The sequence below is a fragment of the Sphingobacteriales bacterium genome (assembly GCA_016711285.1).
GTDB lineage: Bacteria > Bacteroidota > Bacteroidia > Chitinophagales > UBA2359 > JADJTG01.
Map to the genome: position 1 here is coordinate 496,982 of JADJTG010000013.1, position 18,998 is coordinate 515,979.

Below are 18,998 nucleotides of genomic sequence, written 5' to 3' on the forward strand. Positions count from 1 at the left end.
TTTTAAATAATATTTTATGGCTCGTATAGCAGGTATCGATTTACCGAAAGAAAAAAAAGGCTTTATAGGGTTAACTTACATTTATGGCATCGGAAGAACTACCGCCGCACGTATATTGCAGGAAGCGGAAGTAGATGCCGACATTAAAGTAAAAGACTGGACAGACGAACAGCTCAATCGTATTCGTACTATCATCGGAGAGATGAAAGTAGAGGGTCAGTTGCGCTCCGAAGTTCAAATGAGCGTAAAGCGTTTGATGGACATTGCCTGCTATCGCGGCTTGCGCCATCGTAAAGGGTTGCCCGTGCGTGGTCAAAATACGCAAACCAACTCACGTACCCGCAAAGGTAAACGTAAAACAGTGGCAGGTAAAAAGAAAGCACCTAAAAAATAATATCGCTTTTGTCAATCCTTTTTGTGCTGTTTCGTCGTACATTTATAATGATACTGTCGGCAGCAAGGCGGCTTGATAAAACGGGGGTTTGCCGTTTTCCAATAAAAAAAACGGTACTTTTTATTTTAATATCAGATAATATTCTTCAAAAAAAGAATCGGATAACATACAACAATGGCTAAATCATCAAATGCTGCTAAAAAAGTAGTAAAAAAACGTGTCGTGAAGGTGGGCGCAGAGGGCAAAGTGTTTGTAACGTCCAGTTTTAACAATATCATTGTATCCTTCACCAACTTAGACGGACAAGTAATCTCTTGGGGTTCGGCAGGAAAAGCGGGTTTCAGAGGTTCTAAAAAGAATACACCTTATGCTGCACAAATGGCGACCGGCGACGCAGCCAGAGTAGCTTATGATGCGGGTATGCGCAAATGCGAAGTGTATGTACAGGGACCTGGATCGGGCAGAGAATCGGCTATCCGTACTGTATCCAATTCGGGTATAGAAGTTACATTAATCAAAGATACCACGCCTATCCCGCACAACGGTTGTCGTCCACCCAAACGCAGAAGAGTATAATCGGAGTGTTTTTTGTACAACGGACAATCCCAACACTTGTTTTTTTAATCCGAAGAACATACAATTAAGAAAAAAATATTCACCAGATGGCACGATATAGAGGTTCAAAAACCAAAATTGCAAGAAAATTCGGCGAAGCTATTTATGGCTATGATAAGTCGTTTGAGAAAAGAAAATACCCTCCCGGACAACACGGTATCAACAAAAAAAGAAAATCGCAGTCGGAATACGCACTTCAATTAAAAGAGAAACAAAAAGCCAAATATACTTATGGCTTATTGGAGCGTCAGTTTAGAAAATTCTTTGAAGAAGCGAGCCGCCGCGAAGGAGTAACCGGTACCAACTTGTTGCAAATGTTGGAGTCTCGTTTGGATAATGTGGTGTATCGTATGGGATTAGCAAACTCCCGTCCGGCTGCTCGTCAGTTGGTATCGCACCGCCACATCAAAGTAAATGGCGAAATCTGTAATATCCCGTCCCGTATTATAACCCCGGGCACTCAAATTTCGGTGCGCGAGCGTTCGAAAGATATGGAAAACATAAAAAACTCTATAGCCCAAAAAGGGAAACTATCTTTGTGGGTGGAGTTTAATAAAGAAACGATGAGCGGCACTTATTTGGCAGTTCCTGAACGTGAGGCAATTCCAGAAAACATCAACGAACAGTTGATCGTAGAGTTGTACTCTAAATAGGCACTATGCCTATATATATGTTCGGATAGTGGTGAGGGTAGCCCAGCAACAAACTGCCGCCACCTCTATCCGACCTATTTATGTATGGAGTATCATTTTTTCGTGTGTTAAACTGTTTTTTATTTAAAAACAACAAATTTATACCACAACAACTATATATATGGCATTATTAAACTTCCAAAAACCTGATAAAATTTCGCTTCAGAAGGCTACCGACTTTCAGGGATTATTTGAATTTAAACCTTTGGAGCCGGGTTTTGGTGTTACGGTAGGCAATGCTATCCGTCGCGTGTTGTTGTCTTCTTTGGAAGGCTATGCCATCACCTCCGTAAAAATCAAATCGGTTGATCATGAGTTTTCAACCATCAAAGGGGTGATTGAAGATGTGCCCGAAATTATCCTGAATCTGAAACAAATTCGTTTCAAACGCATCATTACAGAAGAGGGCGGCAGTGGCAATCTGAGTGATAAAATTTATATCACGATCAATAGTCAGGAGCAATTTAAAGCCGGCGATATTGAAAAATTTACCAGCGGATATGTGATTACTAATCCCGAATTGGTAATTTGTAATATGGACGATAGCACCGTACTTGAGTTGGAAATGACTATTCAGAAGGGTCGTGGTTATGTACCCGCCGAAGAACAACAGCATGTAGATAAAACCATCGGTACGATAGCCGTAGATTCTATTTTTACTCCGATTAAAAATGTAAAATATACTATTGAAAACTTTCGTGTGGAGCAAAAAACCGACTACGAAAAGCTTTTAATAGAAATAACAACAGACGGTACTATTCATCCGGAAGATGCCATCAAAGAAGCTGCTAAAATATTAATTCAGCATTTGATGCTCATCTCTGATGAAAAAATAACTTTTGATACCAAAGTAGATACAGAAGATGATGTGGTTGATGAACATGTATTGCACATGCGCAAATTGCTCAAAACCAGCCTCGAAGATATGGAATTGTCGGTGCGTGCATACAACTGCCTCAAAGCAGCAAAAATCAATACACTCGGCGAACTCGTTCAATATGATACCAATACATTGATGAAATTCCGCAATTTTGGTAGAAAATCTTTGGTAGAAATAGAACAATTAGTGCTTGAAAAAGGACTTTCTTTCGGAATGGATTTATCCAAATACAAATTGGACGAAGAATAATACAATACCTGCATCAATTTCGATTTTATCTATACAAAAATTATAAACATTCAATTCTCATCATACAGATTGTAATTTTAAGTTATGAGACACGGAAATAAAGTAAACCATTTAGGTAGAAAATATGCCCACCGCAAGGCTCTTTTGTCAAATTTAGCTTGTTCTTTGATTGAGCATAAGCGCATTAAAACAACGCTTGCCAAAGCAAAAGAATTGCGCAAATATGTAGAACCATTGCTTACCAAAGCTAAAAATAATACGACTCATAATCGCCGTACTGTTTTTGGTCGTTTGCGCAGCAAATTTGTTATCACAGAACTCTTTGATGAGGTTGCACTCAAAATTGCAAACCGTCCAGGCGGCTACACTCGCATTGTACGTTTGGGCAGACGTGCGGGCGACGCAGCAGAAATCTGTTTGATAGAATTGGTGGACTATAATGAGTTGTTGTTGAAAGATAAAGCAGGTGATGGCAGCGCAGCGAAAAAGACACGCCGTAGTAAACGCAAAAACGTTGCTGCTCCGGTAGCCGCCGCTGTAACAGCTGTAGCAGAAATGGTGCAAAACAAAGTAGAAACAGTGGTAGAAACTGTTTCGGAAGTTGTAGCAACCGTAGAAGAAAACATCACAGCAAGCCCCGACTTGTCAATGGCGAATGAATTGATGGGTAAAAAAGTGCAATATAACGACCTCAAAGTAGTAGAAGGTATCGGTCCAGCTATTGAAGGTTTGTTGCACGCTGCCGGTATTAGCACTTGGGCGGAGTTGGCAGCAGCCCCTGTTGAGCGCATCGAACAAATTTTGGACGAAGCCGGTTCTCGTTTTAGCACGCACAATCCTGCTACTTGGAGCAAGCAGGCACAAATGGCACACGATGGTGCTTGGGCTGAACTGAAAGCTTATCAAGATGAGCTGGACGGCGGAAAAGAAGTGACCGAATAGTTTTTTATTTGTAATAAAAAATTGATTAAAAGAATAAAGAATCCCAACAGCCGGTGAAATTTGTTTTCATCGGCTGTTGGAGTTTTTAGGATATTGCCCTTTTTATTGTTATGGATATTAATATACAATCAATCGACAAACTTGCCGATTTGGCAAAACTCAACTTTGAAACCGAAGCACAGAAAAATGCTATCGCCAAAGATTTACAGCAAATCCTGACTTTTATAGAACAAATTAATCGCATTGATACGCACCATATAGAGCCTTTGGTGCATTTAACTCAGCAAAGTGTCTGGCACAACGACCAGCCCGAAACATCTACTCCGGTTGGTGAGGTGCTTAAAAATGCGCCCCAACACAACGAATCTTTTGTTTGGGTGCCAAAAGTTATTCAAAAATAAAACATATTCAGCACTCCTCTTGTTGAAACACTCATCAACAATTTTTTATTATCAATAGCGATCAACAACAGCGATGAATATTATTGAACTGAGCAGTATTACCAAATATTATACGATGGGCGATACCGTTATCAGGGCGTTAGACGGTATCAATTTGACGGTTCAAAAAAACGAATATGTAGCTCTGATGGGTCCTTCCGGCTCAGGAAAGTCCACATTAATGAATATGATTGGCTGTTTGGACTCGCCCACTTCGGGTGCTTATATTCTGAATGGTCAGAATGTGTCGGAGATGAGCGACAACGAACTTGCCGACGTGCGAAATAAGGAAATCGGTTTTGTGTTTCAAACCTTTAATTTGTTGCCTCGCCTCACTGCTTTGGAAAACGTAGAACTGCCCTTAGTGTATAACGGTGTTGGTAAATCGGAGCGAAAAAAACGCAGTACGGACATATTGACTGCCGTAAATTTGGGCAATCGTACCGACCACAAACCCAATGAACTTTCGGGCGGGCAACGCCAGCGTGTGGCTATTGCGCGGGCTTTGGTCAATAATCCCTCTATCATTTTAGCCGACGAACCCACAGGCAACTTAGACAGTAAAACCTCTGAAGAAATATTGGCTCTTTTTGCCGAAATTCATCGCAATGGCAATACTGTAATTTTGGTAACGCACGAAGAAGATGTAGCACGCCACGCCCATCGTGTGGTACGCATCAAGGACGGAAAAATAGACAGTGATGAAAACGTTGCTGCCGCTACTGTATCTTCGCCCCCATCTGCCGCCGATTAGTTGCCATACTTTTTCTTTATTTTTTATATAAATAAACGCCCCTGCGGTATTGCTTTTTCAAAGTGAAGTAATTGGTGTTTGCGCTCCAAGCCGCCCGCATAGCCCACCAATTGCCGATTGCTGCCGATAACCCGATGACAAGGCACTACAATGGCAAAAGGATTTTTTCCGTTGGCAAGCCCTACCGCCCGCACTGCTTTGGCATCGCCTAATTGTTGGGCGAGTTGCAAGTAGGAGCAGGTTGTTCCGAAAGGTATCATTATTAATTGTTTCCACACTTTTTGTTGAAAAACAGTGCCTTGCCCCCAATATAAGGGCAGGTCAAAGGAGGTGAGTTTGCCATCAAAATAAGCCGCCAACTGTCGGGCAGCGTTTTCCACACAAGTCGCAGTAAGCTTATCATCTGCAACAACAGCATCTTTATCATCAACAAATGCGATGCTATATATACCTTGTGTGTCGTTGCCGGCAACAGCGATTTGTCCCAAGGGAGTTTCTATAAAAGTTAGAGCGAGCATCATCGTTTTTTTTTATAAAAAAATTATACCCGAAGATAGCTGTAAATATAATATCAAATAAAAATCTAAAAGACACAGTTTATTCTACACTCCCTTTACAGACTCTGCTGCACCCAAAGAAATGCTACCCTCGGCAGGATCTAATCTTGTAGGGGTTTAAGTCTACTGGCAAAAAACCCTAATTTCATAAAGTGAAGCCTCTCCAAAGCCTGAGCCAAGACTTTGGCACCGGGAAAAGGCTGCTTTTTGGAAGGAGCAAATCCCATTATCTTACCGAGTGCTAAAGCCATATCCTTAACAGTAGTAATTTCTCGTGTACTGAACGATTGTAAGACTGCTATTTCCTCTTCTTCAAACAGCCTGTTGGCAGGGTGTTCTGCTGCTTGCCTGATAAAATAAGTCATCGCCAAAATCTGCCAAGCCACTACCGAGTAAAAACTTAAAGCATTGATGGTGCTATGAAGGGTATCAAACTGTAGTTTTTCTACCTGCAAAGCCTGATTTCATCAGATAGTAGAAACGCGTTCTATACGCCAGCGAAATGCGTAGAAATCTACAACACGCTCTACATCTGTCTGATTTTCCACCGGCAAACTAGTCAATAAATACCAAATGGCTCGTTCTTGTCCGTTGAAAAGGTTCTCTGCTGTCAGGTTATCTACACAGGCTGTTTCTTCGACAATTACCAAACAGAGTCCTTGGGTTTTGTGTTTTTTAGCACTTAATGCCCCTTGTCGGGATACACATTCACAAGTCCACCCCGAAGTGCTAAGGTGAGGCGAACGGCTCGGTTTTTTCTTTGTATCAAGACCTCCTTGCTGCCAAATGCAGGCAAAATACTACTAATAGTATCTAATTTTACAGGCTTTTGCCCACCCGATACCTCCATATTTCGTGGTTGGTGTACCCGCACCAATAGTGATACATTCTCTGCTCTGTCTGCCTTGAAAAAGCAAAAATATCTGCTTCCCTATCTGATACATTGACTACTTTTTTATCTATTACGTTAGAAAATATACCCGCCACTGTTTGACGAAAACTATTCCCTATACAAGCCGAAAATGAAATGCTTGACTTTGATAACAGTAGTCCATTTGCTTTTGCTAAACTTTTTTTAATTGGGGACGAAATACGCCCATTTTTACAAATTCTGACATATATATATGTTTTTTTTCACAAATATAACTATTTCCTTAAACCCCTACAAGATTAGTCTATACAGGAGGCGGTTTTGAAAATGAAAAAAAACAAAATTACCTTTTTAATAATTGCGATGCTCTGCAACCCAGTCTGTGATATAAGCCACAATATCAGCAATAGGTGTGCCGGGTGCAAATAAATTACCCACCCCCATTGCTCTCAGTGTTTCCATATCGTCGGCAGGAATAATACCGCCACCAGTAAGCAATACATCGTTCAAACCCTTCTCCTGCATCAGTTGGAACACTTTCGGAAAAACCGTCATGTGCGCCCCCGATAAAATGCTCACGCCGATAGCATCGGCATCTTCCTGCAAAGCCGTATTGACTACCATTTCGGGAGTTTGGCGCAAACCTGTATAAATCACCTCCATACCTGCATCGCGCAGAGCAGTAGCTATAATTTTAGCCCCACGATCGTGGCCATCTAAACCTACCTTAGCAACTACAATGCGCAAAGGTCTATTCAAAATCTTCATACTCTTCGGGATTATCAGGAATTAAATCTTGACGCTCTCTTAATTTTTTATCATCTACATTTTTATTCAAAAACACATTCAACTGTTCAGGATCTACGCTCATTTGCACTTGACCGAACTCATTGATTTTGATTTCAAAACCTTCCAATTCTTTATGTACCTGAGGCTTCCCTTCTTGTGGTTTCTTTTTTGACATGTTGAAGAAAAAGATTAAAAAATAAAATAAAATTATGACATTATTAATACAACCAATATTGCACCAAATACGAGTGACAGTGTATTTTTTTAAAATTAAAAAATACTACAAACGCTCAACAATGCCTGCTATGCCCTGTCCGCCGCCTACACAAGCCGTCACCATTCCGTATTTTTTATTCAAACGTTTCAAATCGTCCAGAATTTGAACAGTGAGTTTAGTACCGGTACAGCCGAGCGGGTGTCCCAAAGCGATAGCACCGCCGTTGATATTCACCACATCAGGATTTAAACCTGCTTCGCGGATTACCGCCAACGCTTGTGCTGCAAATGCTTCGTTGAGTTCTATCAAATCAATATCATTGAGTTGTAAACCTGCATTTTTGAGTGCTTTCGGAATAGCAGCTACCGGTCCGATACCCATATATTTGGGATCTACACCCACACTTATCGCTGTAATAAAACGCCCGATGGGTTGTAAATTATGTCTTTTTACAAAATCTTCACTCGCTACAATCACAAAAGCAGCACCATCAGAAGTTTGCGATGAATTGCCGGCAGTAACACTGCCATTGGCAGCAAAAGCGGGCTTGAGTTTGCTCAGTGTTTCAATGGAAGTATCGGCGCGGGGACCTTCATCGGTATCTATCACAAAATTGCGCTCGGCGCGTTTGCCTTGCTCATTCACATATACTTCATCTACTTTTACAGGCAAAATTCCATTTTTAAAATATCCTTTTTCTATCGCATTGATAGCTTTGCGATGCGAATGGTAGGCAAATTCGTCCTGATCCTGACGGCTGACATGGTATTTTTGAGCTACTGCCTCTGCGGTCAATCCCATACTGCTGTAATAGTCGGGGTGAGTTTTGGCAACTTCATAATTCAGTTCGGTGCGCCACCCTACCATTGGCACCAAACTCATACTTTCTACACCTCCGGCAATAATACATTCAGCCATACCTGCCTGAATTTTAGCGGCGGCAATGGCGATAGTTTCCACACCCGACGCACAATAGCGGTTCACGGTCATACCGGCAGTGGTTTTGGGCAGCACACGCACCCCAATCATACGACCGATTTGCATACCCTGTGCCGCTTCGGGAATAGCATTCCCGACTACGAGGTCTTCCACCAAAACGGGGTCAAGTTGCGGCACACTCGCCAATAATTGTTGAATAACATCTACTGCTAGATCATCGGGGCGCACAAAACGAAAGCCGCCTTTTTTGGATTTGGTGACGGCTGTTCTGAAACCGGCAACTAAATAAGCATTTTGCATACTACGAAAAATATTAAAAAAAATGGTAGATGGTAAATAACCACACAAAATTTAAAACTGTAAAAAAACGATGTTTTTTTGTATTATAGCTACTGAAAAATAAATTTTATCAAAAAAAATTCAAGCATGGCATTTTTCAAACCTATGCCCCTGCATCAATGTATCAGCCATATTCGGATATATATAACAACGCTGTGACAACAGGGTTCGTGAGCAGAAACAATAAATCAGATAAAAAAGCAGTATCGGCTCACAAAAAAAACATCAATTTTTGTAAAACAATAAAGAAGAAGATGCGGCAGGTGCTTGTTCTGGGCGATGGAGTGTAATACGATACATACCAACCGGCAAACCGGAAATATCATATTGCCAGTGGGCGGCATTTTCAACAGGTATATGATACCAAGTTTTTCCTTGCATATCGCCGATTTCCAACATACCTGCCTCTACATTTTGCAGATTAAGCTGTTGATATACAGGGTTTTGTGCAATACCGAAAGCTACTTGTCCGCCTGCAATATTGTCAATACCATCAGTAATACAATCCAACTGTATAATTTGCTGAAGAGTATCGCGCTCGCCGGATAGGTTTTCTACAATAAGAGTTACTTCATAATTACCATTGGCGGTATAAATATGGGAAGGATTCATTTGTTGTGAGCCGCTGCCATCACCAAAAGCCCATTGATATTGTACTTCTTCGGTATTATTTTCTTCGGCGTTGAAATAAATTTCGTAGCAATACTCTTCATTGGCGGTATATGTGAAAGCAGCCGAAGCGGGCGATGCTTGATAAATATATTCCACCGACAATAAATTGCTGGTGCTATCCGTCTTTTGATAATTCAATGTAGCCAAAGGATAATCTTTATCTTTTGCCCAAAAGCGCAGGCTTTGAGCATATACTAAAGTATCCAAATATGGCAAAGGAATAATATCCTGTATCAATTCTTCTGGAACGGGAATCGGAAAGCCCGGAATCAGTTCTACAAAAACGCCCGTAGTGATATGAGCTTCTATGTCTTCATTGTAGCGCAACACTTCGGTGGGACTGCTGTTGGGCAAAGTGAGCGTACCGAAAGCATCAATTTGGCTTTGATTTTGCAAATCTATTTTGATTTGATAATAGGCACTGTCAAAATAAATGCGTGCTACCATTTCGGCTTCGCTCTGCCACTGATCGTTGAGGTTGCCCACCGACCAAAAACGATAAGCGGGGTCGGAATCGATAACGATGCTTTCCTGTCCAATACCGAACTGCGAAGTATCAAACCACAAACCCTCAATTCGCACATTGCCCTGCGCATCTTTGGAATAATAAGCATCGGCATCGGGCAAAGCAAAGCCACCTGTTCCGAAATCGAACTCAAAGCCAAGCAGAGAAGAAATAGAGACGCTGCGCTTAAAAGTAGCTGCCGGAAAAGGCGATTGTGTGGCGTTTTCGTTGGCAACAAACATAACTTTATTAAGTGTGGGACTTTGCAGCGAAGAGAAATTCCACATTTGTGCAGTAAGGGCATCGGCAATGCCTGCATTGATATTTTGCGGAAGTGCCTGTGTTTTTGTCCACAGATTAGTACCAATTTGCGGCAAGTCGGAGGGAGTAATACTTATTTGTGCCCAAGTATTTTGGTACATTCCGAGCAAAATAAAGCAGCAGAACAAAGCTGTGTGTGTATGTTGTAAAAATGGAAAGCGCATAGATAAAAGCAAGTGCTGAAATTTTATCAAAAATAAGTATTCATGTAAAATATAGGGTTAATTATTTAGCTCATCATATAAACCCAAATATTAAACGCAACCCCACCCAAAAACTGCCAAATTTCTGGGGTGATGCCAGATAAGAAATTTTTTCTTTTTGTATATTTTTTTTATAAATATCAAATCGATAACCTAACGAACCCTGCAATCCCAAATTTACTGAATGTTTGCCTTTAGCATATTTCCATGATGCCAAATCTTTGCCGACAACGCTTATAGATATTTCGTTAAAGAAACCATTATTTATAAAATTATATGTCTTTTCATTCCTAAAATAAGGATTACTTATAAAGGTTGAATCAATATCAATCCCAAAATTAGAGGTTGAATCAATTACAAAAACCATATCCGACGTGTCTATAACTATCGGGCTAATTGTTTCGTCAAAAGGAGGGCGATTCCATTCAGGAATAACATTACTAAAATCCTGATTAATTTTTTGAGTAGAATTATATTGCCGGAAACCCAAAATTATTTCAGGGATCAGATACAATTTCTTTATTTTGTTTATGTTGGTTAGGGGTATGTAATGTTGTATTTTAAGAGCCAACCCCCAACTTTTGGCAGAATTTTGAGATTCAGGTATAGAATAAGAAGTAAATCCGGCGACTCCCACATATAATTTATTGCTAATTCGCCGATTTACAGCCATTTCCCATTCAGTAAGCGGTCTATTATAGGGATACTTTACATCAAAACCAAAGTATAGCTGGCGTATAGCCATTTGCATTTCATATTTAGCAGAAGGAGATGCTTCTTGAGCTTGCAATACATATATCCCTATCAACAAAGAAATGATTAAAGTAAAAAGTTTCATATCAAATAACTTTAAATAACAGGACACAAGCTACATAAAAATCGTATATAAAACAATAAAAAAATTGTTTTTGTAAAAAATCCCTCGTAAACAAAAATTTAGAGGGACTTTTTATCATTTTAAATACTTCCTTTAAGCATCAATTTTAGCATATTTGGCGTGGCTTTCTATAAATTCGCGGCGCGGCGGCACTTCGTCACCCATCAGCATAGAAAACACGCGGTCGGCTTCGGCGGCACTGTCAATGCTCACGCGGCGCAGGGTGCGTTCTTCGGGGTTCATGGTAGTTTCCCACAATTGTTCGGCGTTCATCTCACCCAAACCTTTGTAGCGTTGTGTTTTCACCGAGTTGTCGTTGTCGCCTTTACTAAAGCGGCGCACAGCCTCTTCGCGTTGTGTTTCGCTCCAGCAATACTGAAAATCTTTGCCCCTATACACACGATACAAAGGCGGCTGTGCAATATAGATATAGCCATTTTCTATAAGTTCTTTCATTTTACGGAAAAAGAAAGTCAGTATCAAAGTGCTGATGTGACTGCCGTCAATATCGGCATCGCACATAATAATAATTTTTTGATAGCGCAATTTGTCAATATTGAGGCTTTTATCATCTTGTTGGTACACCCCCAAAGCAGTGAAGATGTTTTTTATTTCCTCATTTTCATAAATTTTATGCTCCATCGCTTTTTCTACATTCAATATTTTACCGCGCAGGGGCAAAATAGCCTGAAACTCGCGATTGCGCCCTTGTTTGGCAGTTCCGCCAGCCGAGTCACCTTCCACCAAATATATTTCGCATTTGGCTGGGTCGTCATTGGCGCAGTCGGCTAATTTGCCGGGTAATCCGCCGCCGCCGAGTGCGCCTTTGCGTTGCACGAGTTCGCGGGCTTTGCGGGCAGCATAGCGGGCAGTGGCAGCCAACACCACCTTTTGCATAATCTGGCGGGCGATATTGGGATTTTCTTCTAAATAATTATTGAGGGCATCGCTCGTAATCGTATCCACGATGCCTGTCACTTCAGAGTTGCCGAGTTTGGTTTTGGTTTGTCCTTCAAATTGGGGCTCAGGAACTTTTATGCTGATAAGAGTGGTAAGTCCTTCACGAAAATCATCGCCGGTAATATCTACTTTGAGCTTTGCAAAAAAACCATTTTTGTCGCCATAGCCCTTGAACACGCGCGTCAGTGCACGCCGAAAACCTGCCACATGTGCGCCGCCTTCAATAGTATTGATATTATTGACATAAGAGTGTATATTTTCGTTGTAAGAGGTATTATATTGCAAAGCTATCTCTACAGAAACATTATCGCGCTCGCCTTCTACATACAAAGGTTTTTCTATGAGGGCTTGTCGGGTTTTGTCAAGATACTGCAAAAACTCCACTAAGCCGCCTTCAGAATAAAAAACATGGGAAGGATATTCTCCCTTTTCGTCTTTTTCGCGGCGGTCGGTGAGGGTAAGGCGGATATTGCGATTAAGAAAAGCCAACTCACGCAAGCGGGCAGAAAGTGTATCGTAATTATACACACCCACCGTAAAAATGCTTTCATCGGGCTTAAAGGTGGTGGTGGTGCCGCTCCGACTGCTATTGCCCATTTCTTTTACGGGATAAAGTGGTGCGCCGCAACTGTATTCCTGCTGATACATTTTACCTTCGCGCTCCACCACTACTTTTAATAGTGTAGAGAGTGCATTGACACAAGATACGCCTACACCGTGCAAGCCGCCGGATACTTTATAAGTATTTTTGTCAAATTTACCGCCGGCGTGCAATACAGTCATTACCACTTCCAATGCCGAGCGACCTTCTTTTTGGTGCATCGCTACCGGAATACCGCGACCGTCATCTTGCACAGTGATAGAATTATCTTCATTAATCCATACATCTATATTTTTGGCATAGCCCGCTAAGGCTTCATCTATAGAGTTATCTACTACTTCATATACCAAATGGTGCAAACCTTTTACGCCCACATCACCGATATACATCGCCGGACGTTTGCGGACGGCTTCTAATCCCTCTAAAACCTGTATGCTGTCGGCACCATAGTAATTATTGGGTTGCTGATTTTCAGACATGCTGTATTTTTTTATTTATTAATAACAAAAGATAAACAGCAAAGTTATGAAAAAAAAATCTGATTTTAAAAAAAGCGGAAAAGCAACTTAGGAGTATTTCAAAGGGCAAAAACAGTTGCTGTTTGCTAATATAAAATATTTTTATTTATCGCATAGATACACGCATACCGTTGATATATTTTACAACGAAAGCATTTTGATACCCCAACTGACGTAATTTATTTCGGTGCTGTTTAGCAGTTTCGTAGTCATTAAAATTACCCGACATATATTTATACACACTTTCAATCTGTTCAATATGCACATCATTCTGAAGGGGGCGCAAATAAATGTCTTTTGCAGACAGTTGCTTTTTGAAAGCACCTATCTGCACTTTATATTCGGCAGTGATATTATTGGAAACAGCCATCGGCTCTAAGGTAAAGTTATTATTATTGGGTAAAGGCAAGGGAGGTACTGTGGTATCTACGCTGCCATAAAGAGTAACAGGGTCAGATTTGGGTATTTTTTTACTGCTGTCGGGTTTTTCGGCACTTATATTATTATTTTTATGTTGATTTTTGTTGCCGCCGGAAGAAGAAGCAATACCGCTATAAGTAGAACTACTATTATTATTGGTATTGTTTTTAGGCGGATTCTCGCTTTTTGTAGCTACAGGAATAGTAGGCAAGTAATCGCCGGAACGCTGCACTACCTGACGACTGCCGTAGAGTGTTATTTGAATAAGATGTGGGGCTTTTTTGCCGCGTGTAGAAACCATCTGCACGCCATCAATGCGGAAACCCGCACCGGCTATCTGAGCAATGGTATAATCGCGGTCAGGATCTACATCAAAACTGAACATACCGTCTGCCTGTGTGACAAAGGTTTTTTTCACCTTAGAAGCATTATCTGTGAGTTCTACCGTACCCTTGTCAATAGGACTGGCGGTTTCACTGTCAATCAAAGAGCCGATGATATATATTTTAGATTCCTGACGTTTTTTGGCAGGAGCAGGTGTTGCATAAGCGGTCGCACTTGCCATTTCTTCAGGCTCAGGAATTTCGCTGTATTCTTGTTGTTCCGCCTCTACCATCAAATCGCTGCCTTGTCTGCGTAATTCCTGTGCTTTTTCGCCTTTGATAATAACCTGAAAAATATCGTCGTTGCCATTGCGGTTTGATGAAATAAAACCATTGTCTTTGTCGGTATTGAGCACCAGAGTAAAATCATCGGTAGCATCATTGACAGGATAGCCCATATTACGCGGCGGCTCCCATTCGTTGTTGAGTCGCAACGTATAATACACATCTAATCCGCCAAAACCGCCCAAGCCATTGGAAGCAAAATACAAAGTGCCGTCTTCGTGTATAAAAGGAAACATTTCATCACCGGCAGAATTGACGACAGCACCCAAGTTTTTAGGCTCACCCCATTTTTTATAGCGATACTCTGCCATATACAAATCTTTGCCGCCATAGCCGCCCACTTTATCGGAAGTAAAAAACAAATAATGTCCATCGGGCGAAATAGCAGCGTGTCCGGCAGAGAAACTACCATCTTCGGAATTAAAAGGCAACTCCTCCGGCTCCGACCATTTACCGCTTCTTTTTTTGGATTGATAAATTTTCAAAACCGCCAGTCCGTTTTTATTCTTTTTACCGTCATTGCGTGTAAAATACATCGTATTGCCATCGGCAGTAAAAGTTGCGGGTCCTTCGTGATAGTGGCTTTCGTTCCAATCTTTCACCTGCATCGGCTCGCTCCAAGTATAAGCTCCCGAAGGTTCGGTATAGTACATATCTACATAGCTTTCGCCCGTCCAACCCGATTTTCGCTCTATGTTCTGGTTCGGGCGGGCAGAAGTGAAGACAATACCATTGTTGTAATAAACGGCGGCAAAGTCAGATTCTTTTACATTAAAAGGCAAATTGCGCAAGCTGTATTGAGAGGAGTCGCGCAGATATTCTTCTACATGGTAGCACCAATCCATTAGCTTAATGGCGCGTGTATCGCGCGGCGACTTTTCGGTATATTTTTTCAAAATATCCAAAGCATCGCTGTATTTACGATTGTTCATCAGCACCTGTGCATAATTAAGTTGCAAAGCGGCATTATTTTTATCCAAGCGCAAGGCTTTGCGATACCACAGTTCGGCTTGTTTATAATTGCTGATTTTTTGATAACAATCGGCTAATTGAGCAGTAGCTTCACCATCTTTTTTCTTTTTTTTCAGATAATCGTTGTACAGTTCAATAGCTTTGGCATAATTAAAATGCGTGTAATGCTCCTGCGCGGCGCGCAAAGCAGCCTTTTGTGCCTGCAATGTTTGGAAAGAGGCGGCAATTCCAAACGTGCATAACAAAAACAATGAGAAAATATGTTTCATAACTTAGCCTTTTATTCTTTCTTTTTATCAGGTAACAAGGCAAAGACTAAGCCAATCTCACAATTAAGTTATAAAACATTAAAAAACAATATTTTATATAGATTTATTAATACCTTACTATATCTAAAAATCATTTATACAGGGTATTTTTTTGTATAAAAAAATAGACAATTTAAGGTTTTTCTATTTAATTATTTTTTGATAAAAATAAGCTGTTTCGTGATGTATAATGAGAAGATAAACTCCGGCTTGCCAAGTTGAAGTATCTATACTGCCAGAAATGGTAGCAGCCTGTTTGATTATTTTTCCGGTGCTGTCGTAAATAAATATTTGGCTGTTCGGCGGTATGGAAGCGGGCAGTTGAATGTAAATTTTATCAAAAAAAGGATTTGGGTAGATGCGCGGTTCAAGCGGAGTGGTTGTCGTAAAAGGAAGGGCATTGACGAGGTCGTTTTCATAAGCACCCATATCGGGCAAAGAGTTGGCGGGCAGAGGGCGGTCGTTGCCTTCGAGGTCGTTGAAGAGTACCGTACCCTCCCCCGCAAAAGCTGCATTGATACAAGGGCTTTCGTTGCGCAGACGAAAATCGTCTTTTGCCACAAACAGCGGCTCATCGCCGATATTGCCGTTACCTTCCCAGTTGTTGCGTAAACAAGAATAGCTAATATGAGCCGTTGCATTGTTCAGCAGCAACTCAGAGCCGCAAGTAGATTCATTCCAAGTGATAGAATTATTTAAATACAGATTTGCTCCATTTTCTGCCGTAATACCGATACCCGGCACACAAACCTGTCCGGCGTAGTCCCAACTATTGCTCGCGATGGTAACAAAATCAGCCGCCACCTGCGCCGCTGCGCCATTCATATACATACCCGCACCATTATAATCTGTTCCGTTGCCGCTCATAATATTGCGCACCAAAGCACTTTGAGCGATATTTAAAGTATCGTTTTGCACAAAAATCGCCGCTCCGTAGCCACTTCCATTATCCAAAGCAATACAAGTATTGCGGCTAATAAAGCAGTGTTGTATTTGCTGTTGTCCGTTTTCTAAAAAAAGTCCCGCTCCCTGAATATCAAAAGCCAAAGCCGAATTAGCAGTAAGTTGGCAATGACTGAGTTGCATATCGCCACTTTGCGCATACACACCTGCACCCTGCACATACCAGCCTTCGGCATAGTTTTTTTCTATGCTTCCGCCTATGTACTGCAAATTCTCATTATAAACTGCATATAATCCCACACCTGCTACCTGTATGCCTTTGGCGGTATTATTGGTGATGATACAATTTTCAAAGCGCGAAGCCTGCGTATTGCTTATCCACACACCCGCCCCCTGCGAAGTATTATCCGAAAAAGCATCTTCCCAATCATTCAAACAACGATTGTAAGCGATATAACAATTTAAAAATTGTACGCTACCGCCTTCTGCATAAATACCCGCACCTTTGTTGTGTATTGTTTCCAATTCATTTTCAACTATTTTCAGATTTTCCGCCACCACTTTGCTGTCAAGTAGATACAAACCTCCTCTTCCTTCGCGCAACGTAAAATTTTTGATAAAAGCACTATTAATATGGTTCAGAGAAATGACGGGTGCTGTATTATTGCTGCCGTTGATGATAGTATTATCGCTATTGCCGGAACTGATAAGGTACAAATTTTCAACATTGCTCCAGATGATATTTTCGTAGTAAGTACCTGCTGCTACCACAATACTGTCGCCCGCCTGTGCCGCATCTATTGCCGCCTGAATATTGTTGAATGAAGCAGGAACAGACAATATTTCGGCGTGCGCACGCTCCTCAAAAAAAACAATTATGAGACATAACAATAAAACAGATATATTTTTCATACAAAACACAGCAAATTTAACAAATACAAAAATAACCCGTTTGTGCCGAAAATACAGAAAAAAATCAAAAACCAATAGATTTTGCAGCATAAGTGCTCATTTTTTACAACAAAGCAAATACTTTGTGATTCTGTTGGCAATAATATATGTTTGAGTTTTTGGATAGCATGCTGAATGTGCTTACTTTTGTGCGGTTTTTTCATTCATCAAATCAGGCTGTATAGTTTCACATGTCAAAAACTACTTTTTATCCGCTCGTTGTAAAAGAAATTAAACGCGAAACCGCAGATACCGTTTCTATTGTTTTATCAGTGCCTGAGCATTTGAAATCCGCATTTGCATATAAGCAGGGGCAATATTTAACTTTCAAATACAATGAGGGAAAAGAAGAATTACGCCGTTCCTATTCTATTTGTTCCAATCCTTATATTGGTGAAGATTTGCGGGTAGCAGTAAAAAAAATAGAAAGTGGCAAATTTTCATCTTATGCTGTTGAGCGTCTGCAAGTAGGCGACACACTCGAAACACTACCGCCCGAAGGCAATTTTTTCACCGAATTAAGCAACGACCAACAAAAAAGCTATGTAGCAGTAGCGGCGGGCAGCGGCATTACTCCAATTTTTTCTATTTTGAAATCTGTGCTTTCGCAAGAGCCTGAAAGTCGTTTTTTATTATTGTATATCAACCGCAATCCAAAAGAAGTAATTTTCAAATCAGAACTACAAGCGTTGGAAGAAAAACAAGGAGGTCGTTTGCAGGTGATTTATTATTACAGCCGCCACACGATGTCGCAGTTGCCTCCAATAATGGAAGCGGGGCGTTTAGATGCTGCCAAATGGCAAACCTTGTGTGCTTTTTATCCCCAACTTACCAAGGGCGATGAATATTTTTTTTGCGGTCCTTATGAGATGGTGGAAATGTTGCGCCACGCGCTGCAAGGTCAATCTATACCTGCGGCACATATTCACTACGAACTCTTTACGCCGCCGCCCGCCACTGCCGGCGAAACAAATACCATAGCCACAGCAAGCGGTGAAAGCCTCCTGAGCGAAGTAAGTGTTATTATTGACGACGAAACCACCACCTTTCTATTGGCATCGGACGGCAAAAACATTTTAGATGCTGCCTTAGACGAAAACGCCGACCTTCCTTATGCTTGCAAAGGAGCTGTATGCTGCACCTGCCGCGCCAAAGTATTAGAAGGCAAAGTGCTGATGACAAAAAACCACGCTTTGAGTGCAGACGAAGTAGCAGCCGGTTTTATCCTCACCTGCCAAAGCCACCCGCTTACGCCGCGCGTGTGCATCAGTTTTGACGAAGTGTAGCAAAAAATGCTACTTTATCTACACAAAAGAGCATATTATTCTTTTTTTAAAAAAGAATTTTCAAAAAAAGAATTTTCAAAGTGTAAAAAACACACTAAGTTTGTTTGTAATTTGATGACGGTTTAAGTTTTTTATAGTTTTAAAAGAAAACAAAT

20 protein-coding genes are annotated in these 18,998 nt (G+C 41.1%); 8 read left to right on the forward strand and 12 right to left on the reverse strand.

Annotated elements, in window-relative coordinates; genetic code table 11:
- Positions 1–16: 16 nt before the first annotated feature.
- The 7 genes from rpsM (at position 17) to IPL35_11570 (ending at position 4,966) form a co-directional block, all read left to right on the forward strand.
- Complete coding sequence (gene rpsM, locus IPL35_11540) at positions 17–394, forward strand: 30S ribosomal protein S13 (GenBank protein MBK8443994.1); 378 nt, start codon at positions 17–19, stop codon at positions 392–394.
- A 174-nt stretch (positions 395–568) separates the two neighbouring features.
- Positions 569–970, forward strand: a complete 402-nt coding sequence (rpsK, locus tag IPL35_11545; GenBank protein ID MBK8443995.1) for a 30S ribosomal protein S11 — start codon at positions 569–571, stop codon at positions 968–970.
- An 86-nt stretch (positions 971–1,056) separates the two neighbouring features.
- Positions 1,057–1,662 carry a 30S ribosomal protein S4 gene (rpsD, locus tag IPL35_11550; protein ID MBK8443996.1) on the forward strand — a complete coding sequence of 202 codons (606 nt, stop codon included), beginning with the start codon at positions 1,057–1,059 and terminating at the stop codon, positions 1,660–1,662.
- Between the two features lie 160 nt (positions 1,663–1,822).
- Complete coding sequence (locus IPL35_11555; protein ID MBK8443997.1) at positions 1,823–2,830, forward strand: DNA-directed RNA polymerase subunit alpha; 1,008 nt, start codon at positions 1,823–1,825, stop codon at positions 2,828–2,830.
- An 84-nt stretch (positions 2,831–2,914) separates the two neighbouring features.
- A complete protein-coding gene (gene rplQ, locus IPL35_11560) occupies positions 2,915–3,772 on the forward strand; it encodes a 50S ribosomal protein L17 (protein MBK8443998.1) in 858 nt (285 codons plus the stop codon).
- A 110-nt stretch (positions 3,773–3,882) separates the two neighbouring features.
- Positions 3,883–4,173 carry an Asp-tRNA(Asn)/Glu-tRNA(Gln) amidotransferase subunit GatC gene (gene gatC / locus IPL35_11565; protein MBK8443999.1) on the forward strand — a complete coding sequence of 97 codons (291 nt, stop codon included), beginning with the start codon at positions 3,883–3,885 and terminating at the stop codon, positions 4,171–4,173.
- A gap of 79 nt (positions 4,174–4,252) precedes the next feature.
- Entirely contained in the window at positions 4,253–4,966 is a 714-nt protein-coding gene (locus IPL35_11570; GenBank protein MBK8444000.1) for an ABC transporter ATP-binding protein, read from the forward strand.
- A gap of 23 nt (positions 4,967–4,989) precedes the next feature.
- Here IPL35_11570 and IPL35_11575 read toward each other — a convergent pair whose 3' ends face one another.
- The 12 genes from IPL35_11575 to IPL35_11630 all read right to left on the reverse strand — a co-directional run bounded on the left by IPL35_11575 (position 4,990) and on the right by IPL35_11630 (position 17,497).
- Entirely contained in the window at positions 4,990–5,484 is a 495-nt protein-coding gene (locus IPL35_11575; GenBank protein ID MBK8444001.1) for a methylated-DNA--[protein]-cysteine S-methyltransferase, read from the reverse strand.
- Positions 5,485–5,624: 140 nt separating this feature from the next.
- A complete protein-coding gene (locus IPL35_11580; protein MBK8444002.1) occupies positions 5,625–5,978 on the reverse strand; it encodes a hypothetical protein in 354 nt (117 codons plus the stop codon).
- A gap of 12 nt (positions 5,979–5,990) precedes the next feature.
- Positions 5,991–6,173, reverse strand: a complete 183-nt coding sequence (locus tag IPL35_11585) for a hypothetical protein (protein MBK8444003.1) — start codon at positions 6,171–6,173, stop codon at positions 5,991–5,993.
- Between the two features lie 32 nt (positions 6,174–6,205).
- Complete coding sequence (locus tag IPL35_11590) at positions 6,206–6,373, reverse strand: hypothetical protein (protein MBK8444004.1); 168 nt, start codon at positions 6,371–6,373, stop codon at positions 6,206–6,208.
- A gap of 372 nt (positions 6,374–6,745) precedes the next feature.
- The gene (locus IPL35_11595) at positions 6,746–7,162 is read right to left on the reverse strand and encodes a cobalamin B12-binding domain-containing protein (GenBank protein MBK8444005.1); all 417 of its coding nucleotides are present in this window, start codon (positions 7,160–7,162) and stop codon (positions 6,746–6,748) included.
- Positions 7,146–7,358, reverse strand: coding sequence for a hypothetical protein (locus tag IPL35_11600; protein MBK8444006.1), 213 nt, complete (start codon positions 7,356–7,358; stop codon positions 7,146–7,148). Before IPL35_11600 ends, IPL35_11595 begins: the two co-directional genes overlap by 17 nt.
- Before the next feature lie 105 nt (positions 7,359–7,463).
- The gene (locus IPL35_11605; protein ID MBK8444007.1) at positions 7,464–8,639 is read right to left on the reverse strand and encodes an acetyl-CoA C-acyltransferase; all 1,176 of its coding nucleotides are present in this window, start codon (positions 8,637–8,639) and stop codon (positions 7,464–7,466) included.
- Between the two features lie 264 nt (positions 8,640–8,903).
- Entirely contained in the window at positions 8,904–10,340 is a 1,437-nt protein-coding gene (locus IPL35_11610; protein ID MBK8444008.1) for a PKD domain-containing protein, read from the reverse strand.
- A gap of 73 nt (positions 10,341–10,413) precedes the next feature.
- Positions 10,414–11,217, reverse strand: a complete 804-nt coding sequence (locus IPL35_11615) for a hypothetical protein (GenBank protein MBK8444009.1) — start codon at positions 11,215–11,217, stop codon at positions 10,414–10,416.
- Between the two features lie 132 nt (positions 11,218–11,349).
- Complete coding sequence (gene gyrB, locus IPL35_11620; GenBank protein ID MBK8444010.1) at positions 11,350–13,296, reverse strand: DNA topoisomerase (ATP-hydrolyzing) subunit B; 1,947 nt, start codon at positions 13,294–13,296, stop codon at positions 11,350–11,352.
- Between the two features lie 145 nt (positions 13,297–13,441).
- Entirely contained in the window at positions 13,442–15,664 is a 2,223-nt protein-coding gene (locus tag IPL35_11625; protein ID MBK8444011.1) for a PD40 domain-containing protein, read from the reverse strand.
- Positions 15,665–15,847: 183 nt separating this feature from the next.
- Entirely contained in the window at positions 15,848–17,497 is a 1,650-nt protein-coding gene (locus tag IPL35_11630; GenBank protein ID MBK8444012.1) for a right-handed parallel beta-helix repeat-containing protein, read from the reverse strand.
- Positions 17,498–17,748: 251 nt separating this feature from the next.
- On the opposite strand from IPL35_11630, the gene IPL35_11635 reads away from it, so the two are divergent.
- The gene (locus tag IPL35_11635) at positions 17,749–18,843 is read left to right on the forward strand and encodes a 2Fe-2S iron-sulfur cluster binding domain-containing protein (protein MBK8444013.1); all 1,095 of its coding nucleotides are present in this window, start codon (positions 17,749–17,751) and stop codon (positions 18,841–18,843) included.
- Positions 18,844–18,998 lie beyond the last annotated feature (155 nt).

Coding starts and splice junctions, on each gene's coding strand:
- rpsM (MBK8443994.1), top strand. CDS start 17: ATGGCTCGTATAGCAGGTATCGATTTACCGAAAGAAAAAAAAGGCTTT.
- rpsK (MBK8443995.1), top strand. CDS start 569: ATGGCTAAATCATCAAATGCTGCTAAAAAAGTAGTAAAAAAACGTGTC.
- rpsD (MBK8443996.1), top strand. CDS start 1,057: ATGGCACGATATAGAGGTTCAAAAACCAAAATTGCAAGAAAATTCGGC.
- IPL35_11555 (MBK8443997.1), top strand. CDS start 1,823: ATGGCATTATTAAACTTCCAAAAACCTGATAAAATTTCGCTTCAGAAG.
- rplQ (MBK8443998.1), top strand. CDS start 2,915: ATGAGACACGGAAATAAAGTAAACCATTTAGGTAGAAAATATGCCCAC.
- gatC (MBK8443999.1), top strand. CDS start 3,883: ATGGATATTAATATACAATCAATCGACAAACTTGCCGATTTGGCAAAA.
- IPL35_11575 (MBK8444001.1), bottom strand. CDS start 5,484: ATGCTCGCTCTAACTTTTATAGAAACTCCCTTGGGACAAATCGCTGTT.
- IPL35_11590 (MBK8444004.1), bottom strand. CDS start 6,373: ATGGAGGTATCGGGTGGGCAAAAGCCTGTAAAATTAGATACTATTAGT.
- IPL35_11595 (MBK8444005.1), bottom strand. CDS start 7,162: ATGAAGATTTTGAATAGACCTTTGCGCATTGTAGTTGCTAAGGTAGGT.
- IPL35_11600 (MBK8444006.1), bottom strand. CDS start 7,358: ATGTCAAAAAAGAAACCACAAGAAGGGAAGCCTCAGGTACATAAAGAA.
- IPL35_11605 (MBK8444007.1), bottom strand. CDS start 8,639: ATGCAAAATGCTTATTTAGTTGCCGGTTTCAGAACAGCCGTCACCAAA.
- IPL35_11610 (MBK8444008.1), bottom strand. CDS start 10,340: ATGCGCTTTCCATTTTTACAACATACACACACAGCTTTGTTCTGCTGC.
- IPL35_11615 (MBK8444009.1), bottom strand. CDS start 11,217: ATGAAACTTTTTACTTTAATCATTTCTTTGTTGATAGGGATATATGTA.
- gyrB (MBK8444010.1), bottom strand. CDS start 13,296: ATGTCTGAAAATCAGCAACCCAATAATTACTATGGTGCCGACAGCATA.
- IPL35_11625 (MBK8444011.1), bottom strand. CDS start 15,664: ATGAAACATATTTTCTCATTGTTTTTGTTATGCACGTTTGGAATTGCC.
- IPL35_11635 (MBK8444013.1), top strand. CDS start 17,749: ATGTCAAAAACTACTTTTTATCCGCTCGTTGTAAAAGAAATTAAACGC.